The sequence below is a fragment of the Vibrio coralliilyticus ATCC BAA-450 genome, from assembly GCF_000176135.1.
Lineage (GTDB): Bacteria > Pseudomonadota > Gammaproteobacteria > Enterobacterales > Vibrionaceae > Vibrio > Vibrio coralliilyticus.
The window spans coordinates 92,824-105,573 of record NZ_ACZN01000012.1 but is presented as its reverse complement, the minus strand read 5'-3'; the positions used below and the strand labels follow the sequence as shown (position 1 = coordinate 105,573).

General features: G+C 47.2%; 9 protein-coding genes. 8 read left to right on the top strand and 1 reads right to left on the bottom strand.

Translation table 11 applies throughout. From position 1 onward, the window contains the following. Positions 1-92 precede the first annotated feature (92 nt). From recO to acpS, 3 genes are read left to right on the top strand one after another with little or no spacing between them, the layout of a single operon-like run. Positions 93-821: a DNA repair protein RecO gene (recO, locus tag VIC_RS03215; RefSeq protein ID WP_006957790.1), complete on the top strand. Its 729-nt coding sequence runs from the start codon at positions 93-95 to the stop codon at positions 819-821. Beyond that, complete coding sequence (gene pdxJ / locus VIC_RS03210) at positions 818-1,549, top strand: pyridoxine 5'-phosphate synthase (RefSeq protein WP_006957789.1); 732 nt, start codon at positions 818-820, stop codon at positions 1,547-1,549. The genes recO and pdxJ overlap by 4 nt, the downstream gene beginning before the upstream one ends. Before the next feature lie 5 nt (positions 1,550-1,554). Further along, the gene (acpS, locus tag VIC_RS03205) at positions 1,555-1,938 is read left to right on the top strand and encodes a holo-ACP synthase (protein WP_006957788.1); all 384 of its coding nucleotides are present in this window, start codon (positions 1,555-1,557) and stop codon (positions 1,936-1,938) included. Here acpS and barA read toward each other — a convergent pair. Further along, complete coding sequence (barA, locus tag VIC_RS03200) at positions 1,923-4,706, bottom strand: two-component sensor histidine kinase BarA (RefSeq protein ID WP_006957787.1); 2,784 nt, start codon at positions 4,704-4,706, stop codon at positions 1,923-1,925. The genes acpS and barA overlap by 16 nt on opposite strands. A 170-nt stretch (positions 4,707-4,876) precedes the next feature. Between barA and rlmD the strand changes: the two genes are divergently transcribed. From rlmD to eno, 5 genes are all read left to right on the top strand, one after another. Continuing rightward, positions 4,877-6,196 (top strand): 23S rRNA (uracil(1939)-C(5))-methyltransferase RlmD, encoded by a 1,320-nt coding sequence (rlmD, locus tag VIC_RS03195; RefSeq protein ID WP_006957786.1) that lies wholly within the window; start codon positions 4,877-4,879, stop codon positions 6,194-6,196. Positions 6,197-6,270: 74 nt separating this feature from the next. Next, entirely contained in the window at positions 6,271-8,490 is a 2,220-nt protein-coding gene (gene relA / locus VIC_RS03190) for a GTP diphosphokinase (RefSeq protein WP_006957785.1), read from the top strand. A gap of 242 nt (positions 8,491-8,732) precedes the next feature. Next, complete coding sequence (gene mazG / locus VIC_RS03185; protein WP_006957784.1) at positions 8,733-9,533, top strand: nucleoside triphosphate pyrophosphohydrolase; 801 nt, start codon at positions 8,733-8,735, stop codon at positions 9,531-9,533. A 156-nt stretch (positions 9,534-9,689) separates the two neighbouring features. Continuing rightward, positions 9,690-11,330, top strand: a complete 1,641-nt coding sequence (locus VIC_RS03180; RefSeq protein ID WP_006957783.1) for a CTP synthase — start codon at positions 9,690-9,692, stop codon at positions 11,328-11,330. Between the two features lie 78 nt (positions 11,331-11,408). Beyond that, a complete protein-coding gene (gene eno, locus VIC_RS03175) occupies positions 11,409-12,707 on the top strand; it encodes a phosphopyruvate hydratase (protein WP_006957782.1) in 1,299 nt (432 codons plus the stop codon). The last annotated feature ends 43 nt before the right edge of the window (positions 12,708-12,750 follow it).

Sequence of the window (12,750 nt, the reverse complement as noted above, 5' to 3'; positions counted from 1 at the left end):
CTTGGCAGCGAATTCACTTCGCTCCAACATGAGTTAGAATAAGGAGCCATCAGGCTCCTTATTTTTTATGTAACATTCATCTGGCAATCTCTATGACCTCAGAAGGCTTACAGCGCTGCTTTGTTCTTCACCGTCGCCCTTACAGTGAGTCGAGTTTAATTCTCGATGTTTTTAGTGAGGAGTTCGGTCGTGTCACTTTAATGTCTAAAGGTGCGCGCAGTAAACGCTCAAACCTCAAAGGAGCGTTGCAGCCTTTTACGCCTCTATTACTTAAGTGGTCGGGTAAAGGATCGATGAAGACACTGCGTCAAGCGGAGCCGATCAGTCTGGGCTTGCCACTGACGGGGATCAACCTTTATTCCGCCATGTATGTCAACGAGTTGATTGGCCGAGTGCTGATGGCGGAAGTGTCAATGCCAGCCCTGTTTCATGATTACCTGCATGCTCTTACTGAACTGGCTCAGTGTGAGAATCCGGAACCGGCATTGCGTCGTTTTGAACTGGCACTGCTGTCTGCAATGGGGTATGGCGTCGACTTTCTGCATTGCGCGGGTACTGGAGAGCCGATTGAACCTGAGATGACCTATCGATATCGAGAGCAGAAGGGATTTATCGCTTCAGTTCGACGTGACAATCTGACTTTCGTCGGGAATGAACTGATTGCGATTAGTGAACGAAGGTTCACCACAAAAGAACAACTTAAAGCGGCAAAACGCTTTACACGTATAGCATTAAAGCCGTATCTTGGCGGCAAACCATTAAAGAGTCGGGAGCTATTTATGCAAATCTTAGCGCCCAAATCACGGAGTATTGGAAAATGAGCTCAATCTATCTGGGTGTTAACATCGATCACATTGCCACATTACGTAACGCGCGCGGTACTAAGTACCCAGATCCTGTTCATGCAGCGGAAGTCGCCGAGCGTGCTGGAGCAGATGGCATTACCATTCACCTTAGAGAAGACCGCCGCCATATTGTCGATCGTGATGTACGTATCCTAAGGGAAACGATCCAAACTCGTATGAATCTTGAAATGGCTGTGACGGATGAGATGGTTGAAATTGCTCTGCAAACCCAACCTGAATACGTGTGTTTGGTTCCAGAAAAGCGTGAAGAGCTGACCACCGAAGGTGGTTTGGACGTGGCGGGCCACGTAGAAAAAATTAAAGCGGCAACCAAAATACTGACGGAAGCAGGCATTAAAGTTTCTTTGTTTATTGATGCTGATCGTGAACAGATTGATGCAGCAAAAGCGTGTGGCGCGCCTTACATCGAGCTGCACACTGGTCATTATGCGGATGCTGAGAATGATGAAGATCAGCAAGATGAACTGAAGAAAATTGCAGCTGGCGCAAGCTATGCGGCTGACTTAGGTATCACCGTGAATGCAGGCCATGGTCTGACTTACCATAACGTAGCTCCGATTGCTGCTATCCCTGAAATCTATGAACTAAACATCGGTCATTCTATCATCGGTCGTGCAGCATTTGATGGCTTGCATAAAGCGGTGGCAGATATGAAAGCACTGATGGTAGAAGCGCGTAAGTAATCACAATGGCAATCGTTGGTTTAGGAACAGATATTGCGGAAATTGAACGTGTTGAAAAAGCGCTGTCCCGCAGTGGTGAAGCGTTCGCCCGACGTATTTTGACTGATATCGAGTTACAACGCTTCCAATCGCTGAAGCAGCAGGGGCGTTTTTTAGCCAAGCGCTTTGCTGCCAAAGAAGCGGCGTCAAAGGCATTGGGAACTGGCATTGCATTGGGGGTGACGTTCCATGACTTCACCATTACCAATGATGAGCACGGTGCGCCACTTTTGTCGTTGTCTGGTAAAGCTCTAGAATTTGCCCAAAAAAAACAGGTGGAGAATATCCACCTGTCTATTTCTGATGAACGTCATTACGCCGTTGCTACCGTTATCTACGAATCTAAATAAGGTGCCGCACTCGCGGTGACCTTCTCCATTTCATCTTGCAGTTCAAACAACTCTGGCTCAATATCTTCTAGGCTTGCACCTGAACGCAGAGCTTTCTCTATTGTGGCACAGACTTTTTTCAGCCTTGGGACACCGCAATATGAGCTGCTGCCGTGGAGCTTATGTACGTGATGAACCAGCGTTTCGCTGTCAAAGTCATCTTCTTCCAGCGCTGCTTCAACCACACTACTAACTTCCGGAATAAAGTCGACCAGCATTTGCAACATATCACGGGCAAGATCTTCTTTATTGGCGGATTGTTTTAGCGCCGCTTGCCAGTCGATGATGATGTTGTCATGTTCGATCACTGCTGACGAAGAGTGTTCTGAAGGCTCAACATCGGACGGCAAGTCGAGCTTCTCCATTTCAGATTCCGTGGTATTTGGGTTCCAGTGCATTAACACTTGTTGCAGCACATGTTCTTCAATTGGCTTGGTGAGATAATCATCCATGCCCGCTCCGAGTAGTCTGTCACGTTCGCCACTCATCGCGTGCGCGGTGACGGCGATCACAGGAGTGTTGGCATTAAGTTCAGTTTGCTTGATTTTGCCACAAGCGGTTACGCCATCCATGTGTGGCATCTGAATGTCCATCAGGATGATATCGAAATGCTGGGTTTCCGCTTGAGCTACTGCATCGAGGCCGTTGGTGCAAGTCACCACTTTTTCGACCCGCTCCTGGAGGAGGGCGCTGATCAGTTTCAGGTTTGCTGGGTTGTCATCGACGGCCATAACCGTTAACGGTAGCGTCTCGTTGTATGCCGGTTCAATCTCAACCATTGGCAAGCTTTCTTGATTGGCGGCTAACGTTTGTAGTAGTTTTCGTCGAGATAATGGCTTGGTGATGCAATGAACATGGTGTGTCTGGATAAGGTGATCCGACAGAGCCAGAGCAGTACTAGGGATACCCACTACCACTTGAGGCGCACATTGCTGGGCTTGCTTCACCCACTGTTCAACCAGCTCAGCTTCGTTGGTTTTGTTCGGTGCGAGATTAAGTAGCACATAATCGAACTGACTGGCTTCTTCCGGGATTGATGAGCGGTAGGTGACAATTAGCCCTTCTTGTACCAGGGTTTGCTGCGTCACCGAGGCTGCTTGCATGTTCGGCTCGACGAGTAGCAGGGTGCGTTGTCGCAGTACTTGAGTTTCCAGCAAATCGCTCACTGGCATGTCTGTTGAGTTGAGTCTGAGCGTAAACCAGAAAGTTGAGCCTTGGTGCAGGCGGCTGGTTAAGCTGATTTCTCCCCCCATCTGACTCACGAGTTTTTGGGTGATGACCAGACCAAGCCCTGTCCCGCCGTAGCGGCGAGAAATGCTGGCGTCTGCTTGACTGAATGCTTGGAACAGTTGAGCTTGCTGGCGCTCGGAAATACCAATACCGGTATCGCGCACCATAAACTGTAATTCAACCGCATCTTCTTTTTGAGAACGCAGCTCGACACTGATGTCGATGTTGCCTCGCTCGGTAAATTTGATCGAGTTACCTACTAGGTTAGTGAGTACTTGCTGGATTCGCAGCGGGTCACCAACTAAGCCTGCCGGGATCTTAGGATCGACTTTAAGGGTTAGTTCTAGGCCTTTTTCATGGGCGCTGGTAGCTTGCAAGCTCACTACTTCCTCGAGGGTTTCCTGGAACTCAAACGGAATATTCTCCAGTGCCAACTTGCCTGCTTCCAGTTTAGAGAAGTCCAAAATGTCATTGATGATATTGAGCAGGTTATTGGCTGACTTTTCGATGGTCTGCAAATAGTCCGCTTGGCTGTTGGTCAATTTGGTTTTGAGCATCTGACGAGTAAAGCCAATCACGCCATTCAACGGTGTGCGAAGCTCATGAGACATATTGGCAAGGAACTCGGATTTCACGCGTGCTGCTTCCTGCGCGCGTTTCTTCGCAATATCCAATTCAACGTTCTGAATTTCAAGCTGTTCGAGTGTTTCCCGTAAGTCCGAAGTCGCCTGATCGATACTGTGTTGCATCTCCACATGGTATTCCGACAGCGAAACCGCCATGGCGTTGATACCATTTTTGAGAGAATCAAGCTCACCATGCATCTTACCTTCAATTCGAACATCGAGGTGACCGCGACGAATTCTGTCGACCATGTTCTTCATATGAGAAATCGGTCGGGTGACGTCATGCATCAGGCGATAAGCAAACACCGCTGATAGTCCTAACCCGGAGAGCAGTACTAAAAACGCAGAGAAAATCTCTTGATACTGTTGCAGGCGCAGGGAAGAGAGGTCGAGCTCTACGGCAATGTAGCCAAGGGCTGGATTGGTATCTTGCCCTTTAGGCGTCGATATCAAACCGGACTCGGCAATGATCGGCGCGCGCAAAATCAGTGTGTTCTCCTGAAGATCAGACGTCACCAGCAGAGGAATAGGTTCATTGCGTGGAAAGGTGAGGGACTCAAAGTTCGGATGAAAGTTGGAAGTAACGAATAAATCGTGGTTGTAATCGAAGACGGCGATACTGCGAACAAACTTTGAGTTTTTCCGGTGCGCATAACTGATAATTCGACGGACAGATTCGCGGCTGTTGTTTTTTAGTCCCTCTTCGCTGGCAATCGCCAGAGGTTCAATAATACTTAAGCCTGAATTGATGACCTGCTTTTCCAAGTCGTGATAGCGATTAAAGGAGAAAAACGCACTCAGTAACAGGCCAATGATCAACGTCGGCGCGAGTGTGAGGGTAATAACGCGGGCGCGTAAGCCATATCTTGTCATTATTGTCTAAACATCGTGGTGTGGATATGGGAAAATAACTTCCACAAATAAAAGAAGCCGTCGAATCCTTAAGCATAATAAACTCGTTCGGCTCAGACAATGATTCAGGCCTGAAAAGGTGACGCCTGGACAGCAATACAGAGCAATAGTTAAAAGGCACAGAGCAAAGCATGGCGCGTTTCTTCCAACCGAAAAAGAAAACTCAACTCAACACTAAGCATCAATCGTTGAAAATCGAAAAACTCGATCATCACGGTGCAGGCATAGCCTATCAAAATAAGAAGCCAATTTTTATTGAAGGGGCACTGCCGGGAGAGCAAGTGTTAGCTCAGTTGACCGAAAGTAAGAGTAAGTTCTCACGAGCGACGCTGATTAAGGTGCAAACGCCGAGTGAACAACGAGTTGAGCCTTTCTGCCCACATTATCAGCAATGTGGGGGCTGTAATATGCAGCACCTGAGTAGTGAGCACCAGCAGATGCACAAACAGCAAACGCTGAGCCAATTGATGAGCAAGTTTGCTGGGCAGAGCCTCAACTTAGAGGCCCCGATAGTGGGCGAATCGGAAGGCTACCGTCGCCGCGCTCGCATCAGTGTCATGGTGGATAAAAAAACGCGTCAACTGAAATTTGGTTTCCGTAAAAAGCAGAGTAAAGACATCGTCACTCTGACTCACTGCCCTGTTTTGGCGCCGGAATTGGATGAGTTATTGCCTGATTTATATGCGCTGCTATCACGCTTTTCTCAACAAGAGAACATTGGCCATGTCGAGTTAGTGAAAGCAGATAACACGCGCATTCTGGTTTTGCGCCACCTCAAGCCACTGAACAATAAAGATCATGATGCACTGCTTGAATTTGCCAAGCTCAATCAGATTACGCTTTATCTGATGCCAAACAATGAACAGTTGATGCTTGAAACAGGTGAAGCGGGTGTTTATCAGGAAACTGGCGTCAACATCCCGTTTGAGCCAAATAATTTCATTCAAGTTAATCAACAAGTGAATGCGCAGATGGTTACTCAGGCGTTGGATTGGCTGGCGTTATCTGAGCAAGATCGAGTGTTAGATTTGTTTTGTGGGTTAGGGAACTTCAGCCTCCCTATCGCTAAGCAGGTAAAAAGCGTTATCGGTGTTGAAGGGGTCGATGAGATGGTGAGTAAAGCTACTCATAATGCTCAAGTTAACCAGATTGATAATGCTCAGTTTTATCAGGCAAATTTGGAACAAGATATGTCTGGTCAGCTCTGGGCGAGAGAAAAGTTTGATAAAATACTGCTCGATCCAGCACGAGCTGGCGCTAGTGGAATTGTCGAGCAAGTTTCTGCGCTAGGTGCGACAAGAGTCGTTTATGTTTCTTGCAATCCTGCTACTCTAGCCCGAGATTCTCAGAGCTTGCTAAGTCAGGGATTCGAGTTAAAGAAACTGGGTATGTTAGATATGTTCCCCCATACCAGTCACTTAGAATCAATGGCGCTTTTTGTGAAGGATTAATGCGAACTTAGCCCGTGGTGAGCAGTCTCAACACGGGGTAGGTCGAAGATAAAAAGTATTACAGGACGAAGACGATGGTTGCGGTAAGAAGCGCACATTTGAATCAAGACGAACAGTTTGAACTAGATAATTGGATTGCGAGCCTAGAGCAAGACAATAAAGTGTCGAAACGCCTTAAAGAGGTATATCGACATTGTGAAACCATTCTACAAGACAACGATCAAGGCCCACTGCTGTTATGGCGTGGGCGTGAAATGATCGAAATTCTCATTACTCTCTCCATGGACAAAGCCACCTTAGTGGCTGCTTTGTTGTTTCCAGTGGTGTCCAGTGGGGCTTATGAACGTGAAGCACTGGAAGAGGATTTCGGCAAAGAAACGATCAAATTGATTGATGGCGTTGAGGAAATGGCGGCACTGGGACAGCTCAATGTCACTATGGAAGGCAGCGCTGCCTCGGCTCAAGTAGATAATGTTCGCCGTATGCTATTAGCGATGGTCGATGACTTCCGCTGCGTGGTCATCAAGCTTGCTGAACGCATCTGTAATCTGATCGAGGTAAAGAAAGCCCCGGACGAAGTGCGCCAAGCTGCGGCGAAAGAGTGTTCAAACATCTACGCGCCTCTGGCAAACCGTCTTGGCATTGGTCAGTTGAAATGGGAAATTGAAGATTACGCTTTCCGTTATCAACAGCCTGATACCTATAAACAGATCGCGAAACAGCTTTCTGAGCGTCGCATCGTTCGTGAGCAGTACATTACGGATTTTGTGGATGACCTCTCGAATGAAATTACCTCTTCAGGCATCAATGCAGAAGTAAGTGGGCGTCCTAAGCACATTTACAGTATCTGGCGCAAAATGCAGAAGAAGAGTCTGGCATTTGACGAACTGTTTGATGTTCGCGCTGTTCGTATTATCGCCGACAAACTTCAGGATTGTTATGCAGCACTAGGCGCTGTTCATACCAAATACAAACACCTACCAAGTGAATTTGATGATTACGTTGCGAACCCAAAACCGAACGGGTATCAGTCAATCCACACTGTGATTCTTGGCCCTGAAGGGAAAACCATCGAGATCCAGATTCGTACTAAAGACATGCACGAAGACTCGGAGCTTGGCGTTGCAGCGCACTGGAAATACAAAGAAGGTGGCGGTGGCCGAAGTGGCTACGACGAGAAAATTACTTGGCTGCGTAAACTGCTTGATTGGCAGGAAGAAATGTCAGATTCCGGCGAAATGCTTGATGAAGTACGTAGTCAGGTATTTGATGATCGCGTTTACGCGTTTACGCCTCGTGGCGATGTGGTCGACCTGCCTATGGGCGCGACGCCACTTGATTTTGCTTACCACATTCACTCAGAAGTCGGGCACCGTTGTATCGGCGCCAAAGTTGCAGGGCGTATAGTACCGTTTACCCATAAACTGACGATGGGCGATCAGGTCGAAATCATCACGGCTAAAGAGCCGAATCCATCTCGTGACTGGCTGAATCCATCAATGGGATTTGTCACATCTGGTCGAGCGCGCGCTAAGATCAATGCTTGGTTCCGTAAACAATCACGTGAAAAGAACCTAGAAGCGGGCCGAGAGATTCTTGAAGCCGAGCTGGCCAAAATCAACGCGACACTGAAAGACGCCGAGCAGTATGCGTTGAAGCGCTTTAACGTCAACAGTGCCGACGAATTGTATGTTGGTGTCGGCAGTGGTGACTTGCGTATCAACCAGATCATTAACCACATTAATGCCTTGGTGAATAAGCCCACTGCCGAGGAAGAAGATCAGCAAGCGCTAGAGAAGTTACAGGAAGCTGAAACCAAAGCGCCTGCGCAAAGCCGTCCTAAGAAAGACGCAGTGGTTGTGGAAGGGGTTGATAACCTGATGACGCACCTTGCGCGTTGCTGTCAGCCGATTCCAGGGGATGAAATCGCAGGTTATATCACTCAAGGTCGAGGTATTTCGGTTCACCGCGCCGACTGTGAACAGCTTGAAGAGCTGCGTCATCACGCTCCAGAGCGTATCATCGATACCGTTTGGGGCAGTGGTTTTGTTGGTTCTTACATCCTGACCGTCCGTGTGGAAGCGATGGAGCGTAGTGGACTACTCAAAGACATCACCACCTTGTTTGCCAACGAGAAAATCAAAGTCACCAGCATGAAGAGCCGTGTTGATTACCGTAAGCAGCTATCGATTATGGACTTTGATCTAGAGGTCACTAACATTGAGATTCTGCAGCGTGTGTCGAAGCGAGTTGAACAGATTAAAGATGTTATGTCGGTAAAACGCCTCGGCTAGTTTTTACGTCGTATTTGGCTTTCTAACAGCGTTAACTTCACTATACTCGCTCCATCACATAGGCAAGCTATGTTCAGGAGTCTCGTAAGTTTGTTGCCTTGTTAGAAGAGCCAACTACTTAGTAAAAAAGAGTAGTCATTCCCTAGAGTGAAACGAGCGATTGGGGATGACAATAAATTTTTAAAGGTGAGTGGTTGTACCGCTCACCTTTTTCTTTAGATAGGTTTAAAGGAACAAAGATTATGAATCACCCGATTGAACGACTAGAAGCGATAATGTCGCAGCTTCGTGACCCTGAGAATGGTTGCCCTTGGGACCTAAAACAAAGCTTTGACACAATTGTTCCTCATACCATTGAGGAAACCTACGAAGTGGTGGATGCGATTCATAATCGTGACTGGCCGAATTTGCAGGAAGAGCTAGGGGATTTGTTGTTTCAGGTGATTTTTTACAGCCAACTGGCGAAAGAGCAGGGGCTGTTTGAATTCTCAGATGTTGTTGACACAGTGAATGAGAAGCTGACTCGCCGTCACCCCCATGTTTTTTCTGATGTTGAATTTGAATCGGACGAAGAAATCAACGCCAACTGGGAAGCGGAAAAAGCCAAAGAAAAAGCCGAAGTCGGCAAAAAAGAGCAAAGTATCCTAGACTCAATACCGAGTTCGCTCCCGGCCCTTTCACGAGCGACCAAAATTCAGACAAAGTGCGCTAAATTTGGTTTTGATTGGGACTCACTAGGTCCGGTTGTGGGCAAGGTGCGCGAAGAGGTCGATGAAGTCATGGATGAGGCGCTGCAAGTTGCCCCCGATGATGAAAAAGTAGAGCTTGAGCTTGGGGATTTGTTGTTTGCGGTCGTCAACTTAAGCCGTCATCTTGGACAAAATCCTGAATCGGCATTAAGCAAAGCAAACCTCAAATTCTCTCGTCGATTTAAAAGTGTTGAGAAGATGGTGGCTGAGCAAAGTAAGCAGTTGACGGACTTCGATTTACAGCAACTTGATAGCATGTGGGATGAGGTGAAACGGCGAGAGTCGCAACAATAAACCCAGTGTATCGAGCTGCTCGAATTTGATTTGAAGCAAAAAATAAAAAATTACAGTGTGATAGATTTCACGTTGTGGCGATAAGGGTCTTCTGGTATATTTATCTCCCGTCCAGAAGAAATCCATTTCCCTCATTCAACCAATTTCAGGTTAAACATGACGACAAATTACATTTTTGTTACTGGCGGGGTTGTATCCTCTCTAGGTAAAGGTATTGCAGCAGCATCTCTTGCCGCTATTCTTGAAGCTCGTGGTCTTAAAGTGACTATGATGAAGCTTGACCCTTACATCAACGTTGATCCGGGCACAATGAGCCCAACTCAGCACGGTGAAGTGTTCGTTACGGAAGATGGCGCAGAAACTGACCTAGACCTTGGTCACTACGAGCGTTTCATTCGCACCAAGATGACTAAGCGCAACAACTTCACTGCCGGTCGTGTTTACGCAGATGTTCTACGCAAAGAGCGTCGCGGTGATTACCTAGGCGCAACGATTCAGGTTATCCCTCATATCACTAACGCCATCAAAGACCGCGTAATCGCAGGTTCTGAAGGTCATGACGTTGCTATCGTTGAAGTGGGTGGTACGGTTGGTGATATTGAATCACTACCATTTATGGAAGCAATTCGTCAGCTGGCTGTAGAGCTAGGCCGTGAGCGTGCTATGTTCATGCACCTGACACTGGTTCCTTACCTTGCCGCAGCAGGTGAAGTGAAAACTAAGCCGACTCAGCACTCAGTTAAAGAGCTGCTGTCTATCGGTATCCAACCAGATATTCTTGTTTGTCGCTCTGATCGCATGATCCCAGCGAACGAGCGTAAGAAGATCGCTCTTTTCTGTAACGTGCAAGAAAAAGCGGTTATCTCTATGAAGGACGTAGATTCAATCTACAAGATCCCTCAATTGATCAAATCTCAAGGTCTTGACGACCTAGTTTGTTCTCGTTTCGGTATTTCTGCTCCTGAAGCTGATCTGACTGAGTGGGAACAGGTTATCTATGAAGAAGCAAACCCAACGGCAGAAGTGACCATTGGTATGGTCGGTAAGTACATCGAACTGCCGGATGCTTACAAGTCAGTCAACGAAGCGCTGAAACACGCAGGTCTGAAGAACCGTTTGAGCGTTAAGATTAAGTACGTTGACTCACAAGACGTAGAAACCAAAGGTGAAGAAGCGCTGGAAGGTCTAGATGCTATCTTGGTACCTGGTGGTTTCGGTGATCGTGGGGTGGAAGGCAAGATCCGTGCTGCGCAATACGCTCGTGAAAACAAGCTTCCTTACCTAGGTATTTGTCTGGGTATGCAAGTGGCACTGATTGAATACGCGCGTAACGTTGCGGGTATGGAAGGTGCACATTCAACAGAATTTAACAAAGAGACGAAGTACCCTGTGGTAGGTTTGATCACAGAGTGGGTAGACGGCGAAGGTAAAGTTGAAGAACGTACCGAAAAGTCTGACCTAGGCGGTACGATGCGTCTTGGTTCGCAGCTATGTCACCTAGAGAAAGGGACTAAAGCTCGTGAACTCTACGGTAGCGCGACGATTCATGAACGTCACCGCCACCGTTACGAAGTGAACAACAATCTGCGTCCAAAAATTGAAAAAGCGGGCCTAAAAGTGTCAGGCCTGTCAGCAGATAAGAAACTTGTGGAAGTTATTGAGAATCCAGCTCACCCATGGTTTGTAGCGGCTCAATTCCACCCAGAGTTCACTTCGACACCTCGCGATGGTCACCCACTATTCGCAGGGTTCGTAAAAGCGGCTGGTGAATTCCAACGCGGCGAATTAGAGAAGTAAAAAGGATACGGGCAGTGGCGAAGGTTGTGCTGCTGCCTTTTAAATTTGACATTTATATTTGAACGAGAGGAAACATTAATGTCTAAGATCGTTAAAGTTCTAGGTCGTGAAATCATCGACTCACGTGGTAACCCAACTGTAGAAGCTGAAGTACACCTAGAAGGCGGTTTCGTAGGTATGGCTGCTGCTCCATCTGGCGCATCAACTGGTTCACGTGAAGCTCTTGAGCTACGTGATGGCGATAAAGCTCGTTTCCTAGGTAAAGGTGTTCTTAAAGCTGTTGAAGCGGTAAACGGTGAAATCGCTGAAGCTCTAGTTGGTAAAGACGCTAAAGACCAAGCTGCAATCGACGCAGTAATGATCGAGCTAGACGGTACTGAGAACAAATCTAAGTTCGGTGCTAACGCAATCCTAGCTGTTTCTCTAGCTAACGCTAAAGCTGCTGCTGCGGCTAAAGGCATGCCTCTATACGAGCACATCGCTGAACTAAACGGTACTGCTGGTCAGTTCTCTATGCCTCTACCAATGATGAACATCATCAACGGTGGTGAGCACGCAGACAACAACGTTGACATCCAAGAGTTCATGATCCAACCAGTTGGCGCTAAGACTCTTAAAGAAGGTCTACGTATCGGTGCAGAAGTATTCCACAACCTAGCTAAAGTTCTTAAGTCTAAAGGCTACAGCACTGCAGTTGGTGACGAAGGTGGTTTCGCTCCTAATCTTAAGTCTAACGCTGAAGCTCTAGAAGTTATCGCAGAAGCTGTTGCAGCTGCTGGTTACGAACTAGGTAAAGACGTTACTCTAGCGATGGACTGTGCGGCATCTGAGTTCTTCGACAAAGAAGCTGGCATCTACAACATGAAAGGCGAAGGTAAGACTTTCTCTTCTGAAGAGTTCAACCACTACCTAGCTGAGCTAGCTAACCAATTCCCAATCGTTTCTATCGAAGATGGTCTAGACGAATCTGACTGGGATGGCTTCAAGCACCAAACTGAACTACTAGGTAGCAAGCTTCAACTAGTTGGTGACGACCTATTCGTTACTAACACTAAGATCCTTGCTGAAGGTATCGAGAAAGGCGTAGCTAACTCTATCCTAATCAAGTTCAACCAAATCGGTTCTCTAACTGAGACTCTAGCTGCAATCAAGATGGCTAAAGACGCAGGTTACACAGCAGTAATCTCTCACCGTTCTGGCGAAACTGAAGATGCAACTATCGCTGACCTAGCGGTAGGTACAGCTGCAGGTCAAATCAAGACTGGTTCTATGAGCCGTTCTGACCGTGTTGCTAAGTACAACCAACTAATCCGTATCGAAGAAGCTCTAGGCGCTAAAGCTCCTTTCAACGGTCTTAAAGAAGTTAAAGGTCAGTAATTCATAGTTTGCATTATTAGCTTTAAAGCTTTAATGAATGCCT

What these genes read in the sequence shown, in the direction of transcription:
- rlmD (WP_006957786.1), top strand. Translation starts at nt 4,877, where the DNA reads ATGGCGCGTTTCTTCCAACCGAAAAAGAAAACTCAACTCAACACTAAG.
- mazG (WP_006957784.1), top strand. Translation starts at nt 8,733, where the DNA reads ATGAATCACCCGATTGAACGACTAGAAGCGATAATGTCGCAGCTTCGT.
- acpS (WP_006957788.1), top strand. Translation starts at nt 1,555, where the DNA reads ATGGCAATCGTTGGTTTAGGAACAGATATTGCGGAAATTGAACGTGTT.
- VIC_RS03180 (WP_006957783.1), top strand. Translation starts at nt 9,690, where the DNA reads ATGACGACAAATTACATTTTTGTTACTGGCGGGGTTGTATCCTCTCTA.
- pdxJ (WP_006957789.1), top strand. Translation starts at nt 818, where the DNA reads ATGAGCTCAATCTATCTGGGTGTTAACATCGATCACATTGCCACATTA.
- barA (WP_006957787.1), bottom strand. Translation starts at nt 4,706, where the DNA reads ATGACAAGATATGGCTTACGCGCCCGCGTTATTACCCTCACACTCGCG.
- eno (WP_006957782.1), top strand. Translation starts at nt 11,409, where the DNA reads ATGTCTAAGATCGTTAAAGTTCTAGGTCGTGAAATCATCGACTCACGT.
- relA (WP_006957785.1), top strand. Translation starts at nt 6,271, where the DNA reads ATGGTTGCGGTAAGAAGCGCACATTTGAATCAAGACGAACAGTTTGAA.
- recO (WP_006957790.1), top strand. Translation starts at nt 93, where the DNA reads ATGACCTCAGAAGGCTTACAGCGCTGCTTTGTTCTTCACCGTCGCCCT.